The organism is Dehalococcoidia bacterium (genome assembly GCA_040902535.1).
Classification (GTDB): Bacteria; Chloroflexota; Dehalococcoidia; order DSTF01; family JACRBR01; genus JBBDXD01.
Genome location: JBBDXD010000018.1, coordinates 202,221 through 221,125 on the forward strand (window position 1 = coordinate 202,221; position 18,905 = coordinate 221,125).

Annotated in this window: 19 protein-coding genes; 14 read left to right on the forward strand and 5 right to left on the reverse strand. The window is 66.7% G+C overall.

What is annotated here, in order from left to right; all coding sequences use genetic code 11:
* Window positions 1-5 precede the first annotated feature (5 nt).
* From hemA to WEB52_09140, 4 genes are read right to left on the reverse strand one after another with little or no spacing between them, the layout of a single operon-like run.
* Complete coding sequence (gene hemA / locus WEB52_09125; GenBank protein MEX2226596.1) at window positions 6-1,277, reverse strand: glutamyl-tRNA reductase; 1,272 nt, start codon at window positions 1,275-1,277, stop codon at window positions 6-8.
* The gene (locus WEB52_09130; GenBank protein ID MEX2226597.1) at window positions 1,277-1,933 is read right to left on the reverse strand and encodes a bifunctional precorrin-2 dehydrogenase/sirohydrochlorin ferrochelatase; all 657 of its coding nucleotides are present in this window, start codon (window positions 1,931-1,933) and stop codon (window positions 1,277-1,279) included. Before WEB52_09130 ends, hemA begins: the two co-directional genes overlap by 1 nt.
* Window positions 1,934-2,197 carry a hypothetical protein gene (locus tag WEB52_09135; protein MEX2226598.1) on the reverse strand — a complete coding sequence of 88 codons (264 nt, stop codon included), beginning with the start codon at window positions 2,195-2,197 and terminating at the stop codon, window positions 1,934-1,936. It lies immediately after the preceding gene.
* A gap of 33 nt (window positions 2,198-2,230) precedes the next feature.
* Window positions 2,231-2,890 carry a helix-turn-helix domain-containing protein gene (locus tag WEB52_09140; GenBank protein ID MEX2226599.1) on the reverse strand — a complete coding sequence of 220 codons (660 nt, stop codon included), beginning with the start codon at window positions 2,888-2,890 and terminating at the stop codon, window positions 2,231-2,233.
* A 206-nt stretch (window positions 2,891-3,096) separates the two neighbouring features.
* Between WEB52_09140 and WEB52_09145 the strand changes: the two genes are divergently transcribed.
* The 14 genes from WEB52_09145 (at window position 3,097) to WEB52_09210 (ending at window position 17,879) form a co-directional block, all read left to right on the forward strand.
* Complete coding sequence (locus WEB52_09145) at window positions 3,097-3,507, forward strand: hypothetical protein (GenBank protein ID MEX2226600.1); 411 nt, start codon at window positions 3,097-3,099, stop codon at window positions 3,505-3,507.
* Between the two features lie 56 nt (window positions 3,508-3,563).
* On the forward strand, window positions 3,564-4,469 hold the full coding sequence (locus WEB52_09150; protein MEX2226601.1) for a hypothetical protein: 906 nt from the start codon (window positions 3,564-3,566) through the stop codon (window positions 4,467-4,469).
* Between the two features lie 103 nt (window positions 4,470-4,572).
* Complete coding sequence (locus tag WEB52_09155; GenBank protein MEX2226602.1) at window positions 4,573-7,884, forward strand: zinc ribbon domain-containing protein; 3,312 nt, start codon at window positions 4,573-4,575, stop codon at window positions 7,882-7,884.
* 138 nt (window positions 7,885-8,022) lie between these two features.
* Window positions 8,023-8,451, forward strand: a complete 429-nt coding sequence (locus tag WEB52_09160) for an Rrf2 family transcriptional regulator (protein MEX2226603.1) — start codon at window positions 8,023-8,025, stop codon at window positions 8,449-8,451.
* The gene (gene cysK / locus WEB52_09165; protein MEX2226604.1) at window positions 8,429-9,385 is read left to right on the forward strand and encodes a cysteine synthase A; all 957 of its coding nucleotides are present in this window, start codon (window positions 8,429-8,431) and stop codon (window positions 9,383-9,385) included. Before WEB52_09160 ends, cysK begins: the two co-directional genes overlap by 23 nt.
* Before the next feature lie 123 nt (window positions 9,386-9,508).
* Window positions 9,509-10,696 carry a molybdopterin-synthase adenylyltransferase MoeB gene (gene moeB, locus WEB52_09170; GenBank protein ID MEX2226605.1) on the forward strand — a complete coding sequence of 396 codons (1,188 nt, stop codon included), beginning with the start codon at window positions 9,509-9,511 and terminating at the stop codon, window positions 10,694-10,696.
* Window positions 10,697-10,764: 68 nt separating this feature from the next.
* A complete protein-coding gene (locus WEB52_09175) occupies window positions 10,765-11,040 on the forward strand; it encodes a MoaD family protein (protein MEX2226606.1) in 276 nt (91 codons plus the stop codon).
* Between the two features lies 1 nt (window position 11,041).
* A complete protein-coding gene (locus WEB52_09180) occupies window positions 11,042-11,977 on the forward strand; it encodes a cysteine synthase family protein (protein ID MEX2226607.1) in 936 nt (311 codons plus the stop codon).
* Between the two features lie 65 nt (window positions 11,978-12,042).
* On the forward strand, window positions 12,043-13,098 hold the full coding sequence (locus WEB52_09185) for an alpha/beta fold hydrolase (protein MEX2226608.1): 1,056 nt from the start codon (window positions 12,043-12,045) through the stop codon (window positions 13,096-13,098).
* A 168-nt stretch (window positions 13,099-13,266) separates the two neighbouring features.
* Complete coding sequence (locus WEB52_09190) at window positions 13,267-13,764, forward strand: cupin domain-containing protein (protein MEX2226609.1); 498 nt, start codon at window positions 13,267-13,269, stop codon at window positions 13,762-13,764.
* A gap of 156 nt (window positions 13,765-13,920) precedes the next feature.
* Window positions 13,921-14,934: an alpha/beta fold hydrolase gene (locus tag WEB52_09195; protein MEX2226610.1), complete on the forward strand. Its 1,014-nt coding sequence runs from the start codon at window positions 13,921-13,923 to the stop codon at window positions 14,932-14,934.
* Window positions 14,935-15,105: 171 nt separating this feature from the next.
* Window positions 15,106-16,227 (forward strand): hypothetical protein, encoded by a 1,122-nt coding sequence (locus WEB52_09200; GenBank protein MEX2226611.1) that lies wholly within the window; start codon window positions 15,106-15,108, stop codon window positions 16,225-16,227.
* 122 nt (window positions 16,228-16,349) lie between these two features.
* Complete coding sequence (locus WEB52_09205) at window positions 16,350-16,763, forward strand: VOC family protein (protein ID MEX2226612.1); 414 nt, start codon at window positions 16,350-16,352, stop codon at window positions 16,761-16,763.
* A 99-nt stretch (window positions 16,764-16,862) separates the two neighbouring features.
* Window positions 16,863-17,879: a hypothetical protein gene (locus WEB52_09210; protein MEX2226613.1), complete on the forward strand. Its 1,017-nt coding sequence runs from the start codon at window positions 16,863-16,865 to the stop codon at window positions 17,877-17,879.
* Between the two features lie 15 nt (window positions 17,880-17,894).
* Here the strand turns inward: WEB52_09210 and WEB52_09215 are convergent, their stop codons facing one another.
* The gene (locus WEB52_09215) at window positions 17,895-18,896 is read right to left on the reverse strand and encodes an acyl-ACP desaturase (GenBank protein MEX2226614.1); all 1,002 of its coding nucleotides are present in this window, start codon (window positions 18,894-18,896) and stop codon (window positions 17,895-17,897) included.
* Window positions 18,897-18,905: the final 9 nt, after the last annotated feature.

Consider the following 18,905-nt stretch of genomic DNA (forward strand, 5'->3'; position numbering starts at 1 on the left):
GCGGGTCAGTCCGCTTCAGGCGCGTCGACGCCGTCATCGTCCAGCCCGAAGAGCGCGCGCGCGGACTCGACGTAGCGCTCGCCGCCGCCGGACGACTTGAGCTTGTTGATGGGCGCGTGCAGCAGTTTTTTCACGAGCGCCGCGCTCATCGCCTCGACGCGCTTGCGGTCGGCATCGCTCATGTTCGTCTTTGAGAGCGTGCGCCTAAGCTCTTCGAGCCGCACGGCTTCGGCACGCGCACGCATGGCCGTGACGGTCGGCACGACTTCGAGCGAGCCGAGCCACTCGGCGAACTTGACGACGGCTTCGTCGACGATGGCGTCGGCCTGGGCCAACTCCTTGCGGCGCAGATGCATGTTCTGCTGCGCGACGGCCTGCATCGCATCGATGTCGTACAGGTGCACGCCGGGCACGCCTGCGACGTCCGCATCAACGTCGCGCGGGACAGCGATGTCGATGACAAGCAGCCGGCGTCCATTCCGCCGCGCCATCACGCGTTCGACCATCGCGCGGTCGATGACGCAGTCGTTGGCGGCGGTCGAACTGATCACGATGTCGGCATCCTCGATCGCGCGCTCGCGGTCTTCGAACGCGACGGGCGTGCCGCCGAGGTCCGTCGCAAGCGCCGCCGCGCGTTCGGTGCGCCGGCTCGTCACGATGATGCGCGCGACGCCGATGCCGGCGAGATTGCGCGCCGTGAGTTCGCCCGCCTCACCGGCGCCGATCACGAAGACGGTCTTGTCGACCAGGTCGCCGAGCGTGTTCTTCGCGAGCGCGACGGCCGTCGAACTCACGGAGACGGCGTGCCGGCCGATCGCGGTCTGCGTGCGCACCTTGCGTCCGACGCGAATCGCGGTGTGGAAGAGGCGCGAGAGCGCCGGTGTGTGCGTGCCCGCGGCGGTCGCCAGCGTGAAGGCGTGGCGCACCTGCCCGAGAATTTCCGACTCGCCGATGACCATTGAGTCGATGCCGGCTGCGACGCGGAACAAATGCCGCGAGGCTTCCTTCTCGGGCAGGACGAAGAACGGCGCCCCTTCGACGGCCAGCTCGCCCTTGAATTCGCTCAGCAAGGCGACGATGGGCCGCGGGTCGCTGATGCCGCGCGCACCGGCTACGTATACCTCCGTACGGTTGCACGTCGAGACGACGGCGGCACCGGCAAAGCGTTCACCGAGCCTCGACAGCAACTCGGGCATCTCGTCGGGGACGAACGCGAAGTGCTCGCGCACCGCCACCGGCGCCGTCTTGTGCGAGATACCGACGAGCGAGATCTGCATCACGCTTCCGCTTCCGCAACCGGCGCCAGGTCGATGCCGAGGCGCTCGACAAGCCTCGCGCGCGCCTCGTCGTATCGCCGCTGGGCGAGCAGCACGCGCAGCGGTGCATCGATGGCTTCCTGCCAGGTGTCGTTCTCGACGTTGATGCCGCGCTTCCGCACTTCCTGTCGCACCTCGGCGAGCAGGTCCGCGAGCGCCGGCATGTCTTCGGTGAGGTACGCGTCGAGTTCCTCGCGGAGGCGACGCGCCAGCGCCGGACTCGTACCGGACGTCGATGCGGCGAGGGTGATCTTTCCCTTGCGCACGACCGACGGAAGGATGAAGTCACAGTTCGCCGGATCGTCGGCGGCGTTCACCCAGATGCGACGGCGGTTCCCCGCCTCGCGCACCTCGCGGTTCACGGCGCCATCGTCGGTGGCGACCATGATGAAGTGCCAGTCAGCGTCCAGGTCGGACTCGCGGTACTCGCGCTCGATGTGCGCAAAGCGCCCGTCTGACTTGTAGCCCTGCATTTCCTCGTTGAGTTGCGGCGCGACCACCGTGATGTCGGCCTCGGCGTTCATCAGTCCGCGCACTTTTTCGGCGCCGACGTGCCCGCCGCCGATAACGAGTACGCGGCGTCCCTTGCACTCCACGAAGATCGGATACAGCGCCATCTAACCTCCGCCGTGGCTCCGCGCGCGCACAAAGCGGCGTGCACGCTCGCGCTGTACGGCCGCATCCCGTTCACTCTCGCTGATGTTGGACCCGGGTAACTCATCGCCCGGCTCGGGAATGTGCGGGGCATCGGCCGGTCCGAACTCCGGCACCGTCATGCCGCCACCCCACATCGCCCCGCGAAATGGCATCGTCGCCTGCACGATGTCGAGCAAGCGCCACGGACCGATGCGGCCGGGTTGTCTCAGGCGTTCGTCACTCACGCGGGTTTCCGTTCGGTCCGCCACGTCGCACTCTCACTTCGCGCCCGGACGTTCGTAGGCGCCGGCGATGCCGAGAAGCACCTCGTCGGCGAGCGCCATGATCTGTTCGCACACCTCGACCGCATCGCCGTGTGGTGTGCCGCTCTTCGCGAGCGCCTGCTTGGCCGACTGATCGAGACTGCGGCGAAAGAACGTGAAGGCGTGCATGGCCTGCGACAAGGACATGCCTGTCTCCATGAGTTCGAAACCGTACTCGGCGCCGGTCACGCGCGCTTCTTCGAGCAGCGAGTTCTTGCGGCGCTTCTTGCTCAGGTAGTCAGCGACGAGCGCCATGAGGCGACGTCCGAGCGGCCGCAACTTCTCGCGATGCGATTCATCGACCGTGTTGTACCAATCGGCATTGTGGCTGCGACCTAACTGCTGGCGAATGCGCCGTGTGGCGAGGTCGCCGACGTCGGAGTACGATCGCGCCGACCGGCCCTCGACGATCGACCGCACGTCGGTCTCGGCGAAGCGGCGATGGCCCCCGGGGGTGCGGAACGTGCGCACCTGGCCGGCGTCGGCCCAGCGGCGAAGCGTCGACTCATCGACGTTCAGGAGCTTGCAGGCCTGCCCGAGCGTGAGCCAGCGGTCTTGTTCTGGAACGGCGGCGCCGTTGGGCTGGGCCTGCTTCGAGGGTACAAACGTGGGCAAATCTTGGTAATCCCGCTAAGTGAGATGCAACCACCTAGATTCTAGAAGCCGCGGGAATGACGGTCAACCGTGGTGGGCGCGATTTGTGAAGGTTTTTGCGATCGATAGGTGGCCGCGGCGTGTTTCGGGGCGGGCGCGCGGGCGCGCGGCGGCCGGCCGCCATCCGCCGCGGCGACCAGCAGCCGTTGCGTTGCTACAGTGGTCGCATGAAGTCCGACCCCTTTGCGCGCAAGACTCAGGCTGACCTGATCATCGAACGGGCGGCGCAGCAACTCGGTATCTTGCTCAAGGAGGCCGCGCTGGAGTTGCGCCCGTTTCCACCCTTCCCCGGGGCGTTCTTCACGTATGGCGTCGAGGTGAACCTCGAAGGCGTCGAGCGGCCGGACCTGGGCTGCATCGTCGTTGGCGAAGACGGCGAACTGTACGAGTTGGAACTGCAGATCGACTTCGGCGACGACTTCAGCGACGCTGTCGACATCGTCCAGGCGCGCGACGAGACGCTGAAGAAACTCGAAGACCTGCACCCGCGCGACTACATCATCCTGGCGTCCAACGCCCTTTCGCAGTTGACGGAACTTCTGCTCGAACGCGCCGACGCGGGCGGCGCCTCCGTCTGACCGCGGTGCGACTGATAGCAGCGATCCTGACAGCGCTTGCACTATCGTCCACGGTGATGCTGCCTGCCGGAGCGACGCAGGACGCGGAGCCGCGCATCACCGAAACGTCGCTGACGCCGGCGACGGCCACCGTGGGCGATCACCTGGTCCTGCGCATCGTCGTGGAGCACGCGCAGGGCATCACCATTGAAGGTCCACGGTTTGGCGACAGCTTCGGCGGATTCGAGATCGTCCACGCGCCGCCGCCGCTGCGCGCCGACACGAGCACGACGATCGAGTACACGCTCGCGGCGTTCGAGACCGGCGAGATCGTGCTTCCGGCGCTTGAAGTGCGCTGGCGCGGCGAAGGCGGCGCCGGGTCGTTGATGACGGAGCCCCGCACCGTACAGGTGCAGTCGGTGTTGGCGCCGGGCGACGAGGACCTGCGCCCACTGAAGCCGCAGCTCTCGCTCGCCGACGAAGCGCCGCCCGCGATCGTGCCGGTCGCGTTCATCGTGGCGTTTGTTGTGCTGACGGCATTCGGGTACTGGCTGATGCGGCGAGCGATCGGCGCGCGCCCCGCTGCACCGGCGGCCCTCGAACGCGAACTAACGCCTGCCGAGCGCGGCCGCGCAGCGCTCGACGAACTCGCCGCGTCGGGCGTCGCGGTCCGCGACGTACGTGAGCACTACGCGCGGCTGGCGGAGATCGTGCGCGCCTACCTGAGCGAGCGCTTCGGGTTTCCGGGCTACGCGATGACGCGGCGGGAGATGGAGCGCGGCATGGCACGGGCGGGCATCGACCGCTTCGTCGCGCGCGTGACGGCGAACCTGCTGGAGCAGTGCGACGCGGTACAGTTTGCGGGCTTTCGGCCGCCGCCGGAGCGCCTCGATGCAGACGTCACGGCGGCGTACGAGATCGTACAGATGACCGAATCCGAGCCCGCGGCCGAAGCTACGGAGGTGGCGGCCACGGCTTCGTAGGCCGCGCGAAAGATAGTCCCTCCGCCGACGGGTTGTGGTACATCCGTACCTGCCCGGCTTGACGGCCATCCGACGACACTAACCCCAGACGGAGGTTGTCGCGATGAGCCAGATCGACCCTATTCACTACTGCACGAACTGCGGGCGCGGTGTCCCGGTTGGCAGCCCGTACTGCAATCAGTGCGGTTGGCCGGCCGTCGCCGGGCCTAAGGAGCGCGTGCGGCAGGTCGCGACGATCCTCAACGAACTGAGCGCGCCAACGATGCGCAGCGCTATTCCTGCGGAGGCACACGCCGGCCTGGAGGCGCACTACACGGTCGAGTTGGAGACGTTCGTCGCGCCGCGAAGTACACCGCAGCGGCAGAGCACTGCGCCTGCGCGTCGTACGGTGGCGGTGGCGGCGAAGCCACGAGAGCCGATGGACTGGAGTTGGCTCGCCGATCAGCAGGCGAACCTGCTGCTCTTCGCGGGGGCGTTCCTGACGATCGTCGCGGCGCTAATCTACGTCGGCTACTCAGAGCAGGCGGTGAGCGGCGCGCTGAAGATGACGCTGCTCGCCGGCTACACGCTGGCGTTCATCGCCGCCGGCGCCGCGTGCCTGCGTTCCCCGCGCGTCGTCATGGCGGGTCACGTCTTTTTGGGCGTCGGCGCGGTGCTCGTGCCGATGAACTTCGCCGCCGCGCGATCAATCTTCGGCGGCGGCGACCTCGGCGCGGAATCCATGTGGTTCGCCGGTTCGGTCGTTTCCGCCGCGTTCTACACGGCCATCGCGCGCATCGGCCTGGGGCGCGGCTATGCCGTCGCCGCGGGTGTCGCGCTGATCTCCGCCGCGATCGCTGCGATTGTCGCATTCGACGTGCCCAGCGAGTGGGCGCCGCTCGTCGGCATCGCGACAGCTGCGTTGCTGGTTGCGCCGCTGCTCTTCGCGGACGACGTCACCAAACGGCGTATCGGCGAGATCTGGCAGTTCCACGCGCATGCCGCGGCGATCGGCGCCGTCGCATGGGCGCTGGGCGTCGCAGGGTGGGCCGCTGACGATCCTTCGTTCGAGATCTCGACACGCTGGTTCCTGCCCGCGACGCTCGTTGCATTCACGGCATTCGCCGCCGCGCCCATGCTGCGTACACGGCGCACCGAGTTTGGCGTTGAGGCGATCGCGGGTGCCGGAGGCATAGCGCTTGCCGCGCTGTACCCGTTCGACCTGCCCGCCGAAGCCTACGCCGTCGCGTTGGCGGCGGTCGCGACGTCGTTCGGCGTGGCGCGGCTTGCCGCACGGCGCGCCGACATCGCCCGCGTGCTGCCGCGCGCGTTCGACGAAGTGCTGTACGGATTCGGCATCGGCGCGACGGTGATCGCGGCGCTGGCGGCATTCCTGGTGCTGCAGACGGCGCTGGACGAAGCTTCGACGTACGAGTTGTCGACGCGGTGGTACCTGCCATCGGCGGCTGCGCTCGTCGCGGCGTTCTACGCGATCGATGCGTTCGCAGTGCGGTCGCGTGCGGGACTTGCCGGGACGTTCGTGAGCGTGGGCGTGCTGCTGCCGTCGCTGGCGTGGGCGCTCGACGCGCGGGCGGAGTACTACGCGTTCTTCTTCCTGGTCCCGGCGGGCGCGCTCATCGCGTTCGTGCGCTGGGCGGCTGACGGCGACGTGACCGGCAAGCTACACAACGAGTGGCGCGACGACGCGTCGTGGGCGCCGCGCGCGGCGGCGGCAGCGGGTGCTGCGATCGCGCTCGGCGCCGCGGTTGAGTCGATGTTGCCGGACACGGCGTACGAACCGCAATTCTCGACGTTCCTACCCGTCGCGCTCGCGCTCGCCGCGCTGGTCGCCGCCATCGACGCGTCGCGGCTGCCTCGCGTCGAGACGTCGATCGCGTCCTGCGCGCTGGTTGCGGCGACGATCGCGAGCGTGCCGTACGTGTACGACGCGCCGGCTACGCATTACGGGGCGGCGCTGGCGGCGGCGGCGGTCGCCCTGGCTGCGCTGCGCGCGGTAAACGTCACATGGTTAGACGCGCGCGTACGTGACGGCGTGGCCGTCGTGGCACTCGTGCTTGCGACCGTGCCGTTCGAGGTTGCGTACGCCGATGGCGACCCCCGCATCGGCGCGGCCGTGCACTTCGTAGCGGCGCTTGTGTTTGCGCTGGCGGCGATCTCCCGCGCGCCTCGCGACGGGTCGGATGCGCTGCGATTCAGCTTCACGCCCAACAGTGTGTGGCTCTACGCGTCGGGCCTGGCGTTGACCGTCGGCTACGTGTTCGCGCTGCGCAGCATGCCGGCGGCGGAAAACGCGGAGGCGGGCACGCTCGCGATCCCGTTCGCGGTGCTCGCGGCGGGCTTCGCGTTCGCAGGCGCGGGTCTGCGACGCTGGCGGCCGGCGGTGCGGGGTCACGTGTACATCATGTCGCTGCTCGTCGCGCTGGTGTCGCTTTCCATGGCGCCCGATGCGCTGGCGCTCGCATGGCTTCTCACGACGTTCGTCGCGCTATACGCCGCGCTGGCGTTGTACGAGGATGCGCCGATCGTCGCGACGCCGACGGCGGTCCTGGGCGTGCTGGCGGTGCTGGCGTGGCGCGAGCAATTCGATGCATCGACGGAACTGCTTCCTATCGCATTCTCGGCGATCGGTGTGGCGGCGTTCGCCGCGGCGATCGCGATACGGAAGGTGCAACACGAGTGGAGCGTCGCCCTGCGGACCGGCGGCGCCACATACGCGCTGATCGCACCGATAGCGGGCTTCGCGGCGATGACGATCGAACAGGGCGACGCCAACGTTGGACAGACGGCGCTGTACCAGTGGACGACGCTCGCCGTCGCCGTCGCGGGGGCCCTGGCGATCGTCGAAGCGGCGCTCTCGGGGCGGCGCTGGATCGTCGTACCGGCGAGCGCGACGCTCGTCCTGTCGTTGCTGCTGCAGATCGCGCGCTTCGAGCCGGAGAACGTGCAGGCGTACACGCTGGTCATCGGCGCGTACGTGGTGCTGCTGGGGGCGGTGGGACTCAGCCGCTATCGCCTGGTCCCGGGCATGGAGTCATCCGGCACGTATCTCGAAGCGCTCGGCGCCGCGACGATCATGTTCCCGTCGTTCGTACAGTCGCTCGACGGCGGCTGGACGTACCAGCTGATCCTGTTCGCCGAGGCGATCGCGTTCGTCGTGTTGAGCGTCGCGTTCCGGCGCCAAGGCATGCTTGCGGCGGCGCTCGGGGCGCTGGTGCTGGTGGCGGGGCGAGCGGTCTTCGACACGGTCAACGCGCTGCCGAACTGGATCGTCGCGATGCTCGGCGGCGCGCTGCTGCTGGGCGCCGGTATGGCGGTGCTGATCGCCCGCGACCGCTGGATGCAGTGGCAGGAGACGGTGCTGGGGTGGTGGACGAGCGAGGGCGGCGGCCCACGTACAAACGACGGCGCCGCATAGGCGGCGGGTGGGTTAGGATCCTCTGGGCGGCCTCCACGCGGCGGCGCCCTGCCGCGCTTGCACGCCTCGCGGCGGGCGATCTACAATTGTTGATGTAATCGCTTAACTTTAGGGACTATCCCCGCTCCAGATTCAATTATGCGTATTTCGACCAAAGGTGACTACGGCGTCCGCGCCCTCATCGAGTTGTCTCATCATTATGGTGAGGGGCCGATCCAGAGCGCGGAGATTGCCGCCCGCCAGCGGATCCCGGAGCCGTACCTGGACCAGCTCCTCACGACGCTGCGGAAGGCGGGATTCATCCGGAGCGTCCGGGGGCCGCAGGGCGGCCATGCGCTGATCCACCGGCCAGAGGAGGTGCGTCTGAGCGAGGTGATCCGCACGCTCGAGGGCTCGCTCTCGCCGGTATCGCACCTGCACGACGAGGGATACCAGTGCCGCGCCGCGCACGAGGTTTGGCACACCGTCGAAACCGCAACCGAGAAGATCCTGGACGGCGTAACGATCGGCGATCTGGCCGCTCGAGAATTGGAGTACGACCGCAATGGCGGACGCTACGTCATCTAGCCCGGCGCGGGCGATCGTCACCGGCGGCATCGCGGACAGCGTGCTCGAGCTGATCGGCAACACGCCGATGGTGCGCCTGAAGCGCATCGCGCCGCCCGACGGGGCCGAGATCCTGGGCAAGCTGGAGTCGCTGAACCCGGCGGGCAGCGTCAAGGATCGCATCGCGCTTTCGATGATCGAGGCGGCGGAAGCAGCGGGCGAACTGAAGCCCGGCGATACGATCGTCGAACCGACGTCGGGCAACACGGGCATCGGGCTGGCGATGGTGGCGGCGGTGAAGGGTTACAAGCTCGTGCTGACGATGCCGGAGGACATGAGCGTCGAGCGGCGGCGGCTGCTGACGCGCTTCGGGGCGCAGCTTGTGCTGACGCCGGCCATCGAGGGCATGACGGGCGCCGTGTACGCCGCGCAGGAACTGGTCGAGAAGAACGAGTCGCACTTCATGCCGCAGCAGTTCAACAACGCCGCGAACCCGGAGATCCACCGCCGCACGACGGCGCGCGAGATCCTGCAGCAGACCGAAGGGCGCGTCGATGCGCTGGTGGCGGGGGTGGGGACGGGCGGCTCGATCACGGGCATCGGCGAAGTGCTGAAGAAGGAGCACGCGGGCCTCCTGGTCGTGGCCGTCGAGCCGCAGAAGTCGCCCGTGCTCGCGGGCGGCAAGGCGGGCATCCACGGCATCCAGGGCATCGGCGCGAGCTTCGTCCCGAGCGTGCTGAACCGCCAGATATACGACGAGCTGATCGCGGTGAAGGACGAAGACGCGTTTGCGATGACGTCGCGGCTGACGCGTGAGGAGGGGCTGCTCGTCGGCATCTCCTCGGGTGCGAACGTATTTGCGTCGCTGCAGGTGGCAAAGCGGCTCGGCCCGGGCAAGCGCATCGTGACGATGCTGTGCGATACCGGCGAGCGATATCTGAGTGTTAGCCTTTAAGTAGACGAAACGAGAAAGCGAGAGATTCGCATGGACCACGGACATCTGCACATCGACCGCGCGACGGGCGTCGTGAGTCCGGCGTCGCATCTCCCGCAACCCGCATACCGCGGAGGAGGGCGCATGCCTGTATCCGTCTACATCCCGACGCCGTTCCGCAAGCTCACCGGCAACCGGCAGAACGTCGAGGCGGAGGGCAAGGACGTCGCCGAAGTGCTGGCGAACGTCGACAAGCAGTACCCGGGCTTTCATCAGCTCGTGTTCGGCAGCGGCCAGGAAGTGCCGGCGCACATCAACATTTACCTGAACAAGCAGGAGATCGCGTCGCTCGAAGGGATCGCGACGAAGGTGAAGGACGGCGACGAAGTGGCGGTGATCCCGGCGATGGCCGGCGGCGCAGACGCCGCGCAGCCGGCGAAGCGCACGGCAGGCGCGCTGACGCCGGACCAGGTGAACCGCTATTCACGGCACATCATCATGCCGCAGGTGGGGCCTTCCGGTCAGCGCAAGATCATGGAGTCGAGCATCCTGATCATCGGCGCCGGCGGCCTCGGCTCGCCGATCGCCGTGTACCTGGCGCTCGCGGGCATCGGGAAGATCGGCATCGTCGACTTCGACACCGTCGACCTGTCGAACCTGCAGCGGCAGATCCTGCACCAGAACGACGACATCGGCAAGTCGAAGGCCGTGTCGGCGAAGGAGACGATCAACGCGTACAACCCGGATGTCGACGTGGTGGTACACGACGTGCCGATCACGTCGGATAACGCGCTGGAGATCATCGAGCAGTACGACTACGTGATCAACGGCGCCGACAACTTCGCGGCGCGGTACCTGGTGAACGACGCGTGCTTCTTCCTGAAGAAGCCGCTTATCGATGGCTCGATCCTGCTGTTCGACGGGCAGGTGACGGTGTACCTGCCCGACAAGGGCTGCTACCGCTGCCTCTACCCGTCGCCGCCGCCGCCCGGCATGGTGCCGAGTTGCGCTGAGGCAGGCGTGCTGGGCGCGCTCTGCGGCACCGTCGGCACGATCCAGGCGACGGAGGTGGTGAAGCTCATCCTGGGCGTCGGGGACTCGCTGCACGGACGCTTGCTGCTCTACGACGCACTCGCGATGGAGTTTCGGCAGGTGCGCATCCGCAAGGACCCCAACTGCGTGCTTTGCGGCGAGAATCCGACCGTCACGGAATTGATCGATTACGACGCGTGGTGCGGCGGCGCGTTCGAACATACCAACGAAGAAGAGCAGAAGGCCGCCGAGGCCGCGGCGAAGCTGCGCGAGAAATCCGCCGCTTCGATGAACGCGTAGCAGACGGCGCGGGTCGTCGCGCGCGGCCGGGCCGTCACGAATTCACAGGGGCGGGGAAGAAACGACGTATGGCCGTGGAAGTGAAAGTCACATCCGTGCTGCAGAAGATCACCGGCGCGAAGGTCGTGCGGGGTGAAGGGGGCACGGTCTCGGAACTGCTCTCGAACCTCGATACGCAATATCCGGGGTTCAAGAACCAGATCATGCAGGACGGCAGCCTGCACCGATTCGTGAACATCTACCTCAACGACGAGGACATCCGGTATCTCGATCAACTCGACACGCGCGTGAAGGAAGGCGACTCGGTGTCGATCCTGCCCGCGCTTGCCGGCGGCCGGAGCTGACGTGCTGTACGAAAGCATGATCGACGCCATCGGCAATACGCCGCTCGTCGAGATGCCGCGCATGAGCCCGAAGGCGTCGGTGCGGCTGTACGCGAAGCTCGAAGGTCAGAACCCGAGCGGCAGCGTCAAAGACCGCATCGCGAAGTACATGATCGAGGACGCCGAGCGTCGCGGCGTGCTGACGAAGGATCGCACCGTACTCGAGCCGACGTCGGGCAACACGGGCATCTCGCTGGCGATGATCTGCCGGCTCAAGGGCTACAAGCTCAAGGTCGTCATCCCGGAAAGCGTTAGCTCGGAGCGGACCGAGTTGTTGCGCGCGTTCGGCGCCGAGATTGTGTACTCGGACGGCGCGCGTGGCACCAACGGGTCGATCGAAGTGGCGCAGCAGATCGCGGCCGAGGATCCGGCGTATTTCATGCCGTACCAGTACGGCAACGAGATGAACCCGCGCGCGCACTACGAGACGACGGGGCCGGAGATCCTGCGCGACCTGCCGGAGATCGACGTGTTCGTCGCGGGCATGGGCACGGGCGGCACGCTGACGGGCGTCGGGCGCTACCTCAAGGAGCAGAAGCCCGGCGTGAAGATCGTCGCGGCGGTGCCGCATCCGGGCGACCTCGTGCAAGGGCTGCGCAGCCTCGACGAGGGATTCATCCCTCCCGTGCTGGACGAGAGTCTGCTGGATGGCAAGATCGTGATCGACTCGCACACGTCGTTCGCTTCGGCGAAGGAGTTGACGCAGGTCGAGGGCATCTTCGCCGGCATCTCGGCCGGCGCCGTGCTGAAGACGGCGCAGCGGGTCGCCGAGCGCCTCGACGCCGGTAATATCGTCTGTCTGTTCGCGGACGCCGGCTGGAAATACCTCTCAACGCAGTTATGGACGACGAACTACGAAGACCTGCCGGAGGATATCGAAGACAAGATCTGGTGGTGACCGCCGGCCGCGCACGCGGCCCCTTCGGAGTGCAGGGCGCCGGGCAATGGCCCATACTTCGGGACATGGAACACGACGTCCGGTACTGCACGACGGAGGACGGCGTCAGCATCGCCTACGCCGTTACGGGAGAGGGCCCGCCGCTCCTCGCGTGCCCCCTGTTCATCGAGTCATTCGCGCTCGACCACATGGTGCCGGCCTTTGAACAGTTCATGCACGCACTGGGACGCAACACGCGGTTGGTCCGTTTCGACATGCGAGGCACCGGTCTCTCGGACCGCAACGTCGCAGACTTTTCCCTTGCAGGCTTGATTCGCGACCTGGACGCGGTGGTGACGGCCACGGGGATCGAGTCAATCGACGTCTGGGCGCCGTTGGGGAGCGTCATGCGGGCGATTGGGTATGCGGCCGAGCGGCCGCAGCGTGTGCGCAAGCTCGTCCTCCACGAAGCGCATGCATCGGGTTCCGGCGTCTTTGCGCCAGAGGCCATGACCGGATTCGCCGCGCTCGCACGCTCCGACTGGCGCGCGGCGGCTCACGCGATCGCCGGCGCCGGGAGTCGCTGGCCCCGAGAGCATGTGCGTGGCCTTCACATGGCGGGCGAATGGAACCTGGAGTCAACAAACGGCGAGATGTGCGCCCGCTTCATCGAAGCTCTGAGCAAGACGAGCGTCGCCAGCTTGCTGCAACGGGTAGCAGCGCCGACGCTGATCCTTCACGCCCAGCGCGACCGTCTCGTCACGACGGATGTCGCGCGGGAGGTCGCGGCGAACATCGCCAATAGCCGCTTGCGCATCCTCGACCGGGAAGGGCTCGTCTTCGCGACGGAGGACACTAGCCGTGAGACGATTGATGCGGTCGAAGAATTCCTGTACGAGACGCCGCGCGCGGCAGAAGCACGCATGGTGACGCTCGGGACGGGAGCACGGGTGTCCGTGACTCCCCGCGAGTTGCAAGTGCTGCGGTTGATCGTTGCCGGCAAAAGCGGACGCGAGATCGCTGACGAACTGGTGCTCAGCCCGCGTACGGTTGAGCGCCACGTCGCGCACCTGTTCCGCAAGACGAACACGCATGGACGAGCCGAACTCGTCGGGTTTGCCGTGCGCCGGAACCTCGTGTAGGCATCCCGGGTGCGCACTTTATGCCACGCTCAAAATCCGTAGTTTGACGGAAGCCACGCCGCACAATTTGGCTCTAGCCTCTGGGTGCCGGGTAATTCGCCGGATCCGCCAGCGAGGTCGACCCGGCGGAGCCCGGTTTCGCAGGAAACCGGAATAGGAGGCACAACCATGAAGCTCAGGATCGGCATCGCAGTACTGGCGCTCGCCGGCATCCTCGGGGTGTTCGTCACCACGGCGCTCGCTACGCCGGGCAGCCCGCTCACCGTCGAGACGGCACGCGGTGAACTCGACGGCTCGCTGAACGTGAACGCCAGGTTCGGCCACGGCGCGAGCGTGAAGATCAAGACGCGCGGACCGACCGAGGTCGTTACACAGCGGGTGGAAATCCCGCCCGGCGGTACGACGGGCTGGCACACGCATCCCGGCCCCAACGTGAACGTCATCTCGCGAGGCACGCTGACGCTCTATCACGCCGAGCACTGCGAGCACGGCATCGCTTATGGCCAGGGATCGTCGTTTCCGACGTATCCCGATCAGGTCCACCTGGCGAGGAACAATGGGACGGACACGCTGGTCTTCTTCGCAACGTACTTCATGCCGAAGACGACGCCGCCGCTCCCCATCCGTCTCGACGCACCCTCGCCGGGGCCGGAGTGCCCTCTCTGAAAGCACGCGTTCAAGGGTGGGGTGGGGGCCCGGTTGCAGATGCCACCCGGGCCCCCTTTCCGCGTCCCCGCGCCGCCAACGCTCTTCCGGGGCACGCGTGCGCCTCTGGGGCGGGCCACCCACTGTGCCCTGCCCATGGCGCCTATACTCTGGGCGATGGAACACGACATCCAGTACTGCACGACGGGCGACGGCGGCAGCATCGCCTATTACACGCTGGGCGAGGGCGAACCCCTCGTAGTGACTTCCACCGTGCTCTGGAGTCACCTGCAGTTGCCACCCTTCGCCGAGTATCACCCGACCGACAACCCCGAAGGGCTCGGGTGCGGTCTGGAGATCGTGCGCTATGACGCGCGTGGCACCGGGCTGTCCGGCCGGGATTCCCTCGATTTCAGCCTCGACGCGCGCGTACGCGACCTTGAAGCCGTCGTGGAGCGGTTGAAGCTGAAGCGATTCGCGATCCTTGGGCCGTTGCATGGCGGGCCCGCGGCTATTGCATATGCGGTGCGCCACCCGGAGCGCGTATCCCACCTCATCCTGTTAGGTTCCTACGCCCGCGGAAGCGATAACCGGCACGCCTTTCGACACTTTGACTCGTGGGTAGAGAGGGCTCACGAACATTGGACGACCTACACGCTCACTATCGCCAACTCCAACACGTTCTTCACAGATAGCGAGCGGGGGAGGAAGCTTGCCGCCCTCTACCGCGAATCGATGACACCGGATTCGGTACGCGCGTTCCTCGAATCGCAGATCACCATCGACGTGACCGCGCTCCTCCCGCTGGTCGCCGCACCGACGCTTGTGATGCAGGTTGCGCTGCCGAGCAACATGCCGCAGCTGGAATGGTCGCGCGAGCTGGCGTCGGCGATTCCAGATGCGCACTTCGTGACCATCGCGAGCCACAGATGGACAGAGGAGGAGACGCGGGTGGTGGAAGACTTCCTCGGCGTGGGTCAGCCGCATGCTTCCGGCACCGCGGGCCTTACGGCTCGCGAAATGGAAGTACTGCGGCTGATCGTGGTGGGAAAGAGCAGCCGCGAGATTGCAACTGCATTGATCCTCAGTCCGCGCACGGTTGAGCGGCACGTCGCGAACATTTACCGGAAAACGGACACACACGGGAGAGCCCAGCTCACGGGCTTTGCCCTGCGTCGAAGTCTCGTCTAGGCGCCGCCCGCTGCGTACTTTCCGCCATCGCGAAGATCCGTAGTTTGACGGAAGCCATCTCGTTCACATGGCGATAGCCTCCGCATTGCCGGGCAATTCGCCGGATCTTCCAGCGAGGTCGACCCGGCGGAAGCCCGGTCCGAAGAAGCGGCCCTGGCAGGAGACGCGACCATGAAGCTGATGACAGTTCGCGCGGTGCCGAACGTTGCCCGCGTGCCCAGGATCCGTTCAGTGTCGTTCGCCACCGCACTCGTCTACACGATCCTTGTCATCGCCTGCAGCAGTGACGGCGACCGGACCGATCGAGGCGGGACTACCAGCAGTGCGACTGAGTCGCCGAAGGATGCGGGCGGCGCGTCAGCCGCTGTAGTCGCACCGCGACCATCGCCAGGATGCAGTCAGGCCGCTCCGCCCGCCGGCATATCACAGCAGACAATCGGGGTTGGGGCAGACGCGGGTACGTACCGTGAGATGGTTCCATCGGCGGCCGTCGAGAACGAGCCGTTGCCGCTGATCATCGACGTCCCGGGCTTCGGTGCCGCGGTTGAGAGAGTGGCGTTGGTCCACGGCTTTGAGACGTTGGGCGAGCAGCAAGGCGCGTACATCTTGACCCCCAACGGGATTGGGCCCGCCTCAGCGCCGGGTAACAACACGAACCCGGCGTTCCTCAAGGCGGTGCTTGATGCAAGCGAGCAGCGCTTGTGTATCGACATGGCGCGCGTCTTCGCGGGAGGGATCTCGTGGGGCGGCCGAGTTGCCTCGACAGTGGGGTGTCACCTCGCCGATCGGATCGCGGCCATCGGTGCGGTGTCCGGCATTGCCTACGATGCCACCTGCCAGCTCTCGCGTCCGCTGCCGGTCATGGTCTTTCACGGGAAGCTCGATACTTCGGTGCAATACTATGGCGGCATCGGCTACAACTTCACCCACCCTGCCGAGCTCGCACCGCCTCCGCCGACTGCTCCGCCCGCCGACACACAGGGCTTTCAGCCTGTCGAGACAGTCGTCGCCCAGTGGGCCGCGGCAGATGGCTGCACGCCCGAGCCGGAAACTACGCAGGTCTCGGAGCACGTTGAGCTGCGAACGTTCCTCGGGTGCGCCGAAGGGTCAGCCGTCGAGTTTTACGTGATTAGCGACGGGCAACACGCGTGGCCTGGTGCAAATCTGGCGACATTCAACGAGGCGTGTCCGAACTGTAGGTCCACGGGCATCCAGCCCACACAAGAGATCGACGCCACACGCTTGCTCTGGGACTTTTGGATGCAGCACCCACTCGCAAGCCAATCACGGTGACTGCTTGCTGCGCAGCGCTTCCCGCGGCGTGAGTCTAGCGCCGCCGGCACCTTGCTGCTGGTAATCTTGATGACCGTAAACCTTCTGATCCAGACTGCCCTTACCGCGGAGGTTAGTCCTTCATGGCCCAGAACAACGAACCGGGGATACAGGATGACGGCGGCGTCGAGCCACAGATCGCCCGCCCGAACAGCATCACGTACATCCAGATCCCCGCGGACGATCCGAGCGCCGTCGCCAGCTTCTATGCCAGCGTCTTCGGCTGGTCAAAGCGCGGCGAAGGCGACCACGTGAGCTTCGGCGACGCCAGCGGTTACGTGATCGGCGCGTTCGTCGCCGGGCGCCGGATCTCCCGCGAGCCGGGCATCCTGCCGTTCGTGTACGTCGATAGCGTCGACGCGACACTCGCGAAGGCGACCGCCAACGGCGCCAAGATCGTCCGGCCGCGCTACGACGAAGGCGGCCTCTGGGTGGCGACGATCCGCGACCCGGCCGGTAACGTCATCGGCGCCTGGCAGATGCAGCCGTCCGGTTGAGGGTTAACCTTCTTCACCTGGCGGCGTTCTTCATGTCGTGAACCTCGTCCGAAGCCTGACCCTGCTCGTCGCCGCGACGGTGCTGCTTGGCGGCACGTGGTGTCGAACGTGCCGCAGCGCGGCGACGAGGGGCCATGGGTCGGCGAGGTCGTCAACACCGGCGACCAGGCCGTCTATGCGGTCATCGCCGCCGCGCGCGTGTTCGACGCGCTCGACCGCGAGGTCTACCCGGGGCGCATCGGCGTGTTCTCCTGTCCTTCGAAGCTGCTGCCGGGCGAACGTGGGGCGTTCGCGCTGTTCGTCCCGACCGAGGACATGACCCCCGATTACATCCTCAGGGACCCGATGCTGCCGCTGGGGGCGGAGTTCGACCGCATCGGCGAGCCGCCGATCGGAACGGGACAGGCGCGCGGCGACGGCCTGTACGTCGAGGAGTTGTCGCGGGACCTCGCGGCAAAGACGGTATGCATCCGCCTCACGAACAACGGCCCGGGCGCGTACGCCGAGTACACCGTCTGCGGGATCATTCGCACGGCCGAGGGCGATGTACACGGCGTCGGGCGCGCGGACGGGCCTTCGCTGCCGTCACAGCTTGCCGTCGGAGACTCGATCGAATTGACGATGCACTTCGCATCGCTGCCGGCGGGGTCGTTTGACATTCGCTACCACGCGTTAGGACTGCTGAGCGCGCCGTACACCGAGTGCTGCCCGCTCGGCGCAACGTCGTGGAGATCGCACGACCTGGGGCAGTTTCGCGTCTTGTTGCCGCCGGACTGGCGCTACGAGCCGCTGCAGGGCATCGATTCGTTCGTCGGCAACTTCGTCGGACCGGCGGTCTCGCTGCAGTTCGACTACGGCGCATTCTCGAGCGACATGCCGTACGACGGCGACGCGGGTTATCGGGTGCACTTCGAGACCGTAGGCGGCCGCACGGCGAAGATCGTCGCTTCGCGGTCCGCGGGCGGCGTGACCGGCATCCACATCGACCGCATTCGGCAGGGGCGATTCTTCACGACGGCGATCACGGTCACCGGCAACGACCTGACGCCGGCGGAGCAAGCCATCGCCATGCAGATCTTCCGGTCGGTCCGCATCTGCGAGTGCATCGTGCGGTAACCGTTGGCGGATTGGTCAGCCGGCGATCTTCGACGTGATCAGCCGGGAGATCAGCGCCTGGCTGGGACGCTTGCGCCGATCGTTTTCGCCGTCCGACAGGTAATTGCCATCGGTCAGGACTTCCATCGCGCGGTCGCGTCCGACCATGCGCTCGAGCTTGGCGAAGAGGCGAGCGAAGGCGCCGCGCTTGGCACTGACCGTCGGGAACGCGGCGTTCTCCATGGCCGTGCGGCGTTCGTCGTAGCGGTCGACCAGGTACGCGCCGGGCATGCCGAACTCCTTGAGCGCGGCGATCGCGTCGGACATGAGTTCGGGCTGCGCATTCAGGACGTCGTGCATCTTCTGCTCGTAGAACATCTCATGGCGCGACTCGTCCTTGGCGAGGAGATGCTCGAGCTTCTTGAGCACGGGCTCGCGCGTCTGGCGAGCGTGGTTGCGATAGAACTCGGCCGTCACGAATTCCTGGAGCGTCGTGTTCGCGACGACCTGCACCGGCAGGTAGTGCAGCGGAATGCCCCAGTTCTCGGCGCTGTTCGCGCGGACGTCGTCGATCTGTTCGGCCAACGCCGCTTCGACAAGATCGCGAAGATGGAGCTGCGTCCGCGCCGGGGCGCCGTTCGTCGCGTTGCTCTCGTGCAGCGCGACGCGCGCCTTCGCCAGGTAGTCGCGGAGCGCGTAATAGTGCTTCCACTCCTCGACCGCCCACATCATTATGAAGTCGCAGGCGTGCTGGTCCGCGGCGAAGTACTCGAGCAGGTTGGCGACGTAGTCAGGGTTGTTGCTCTCGACGAGCATGGTCGACTCGACGACGTAGACGTCGGCCTCTGTCAGCGCGTCGACTGCGATCTGCGAGGGGGAGACGTCGAGCATCTCCGTGAGGCTCCAGCTCATGCGCTCGTGCGTCTTGTAGAACTCGATGACGTCGTCGCGACTGGGGACGGTGCGGCGTTCGAGAGCGGTGAGGGCCGGCTGGTGGCCGGTAAACGGATAACTGGTCTTGAGGGGAAGCTTGGACACTCGGACTCC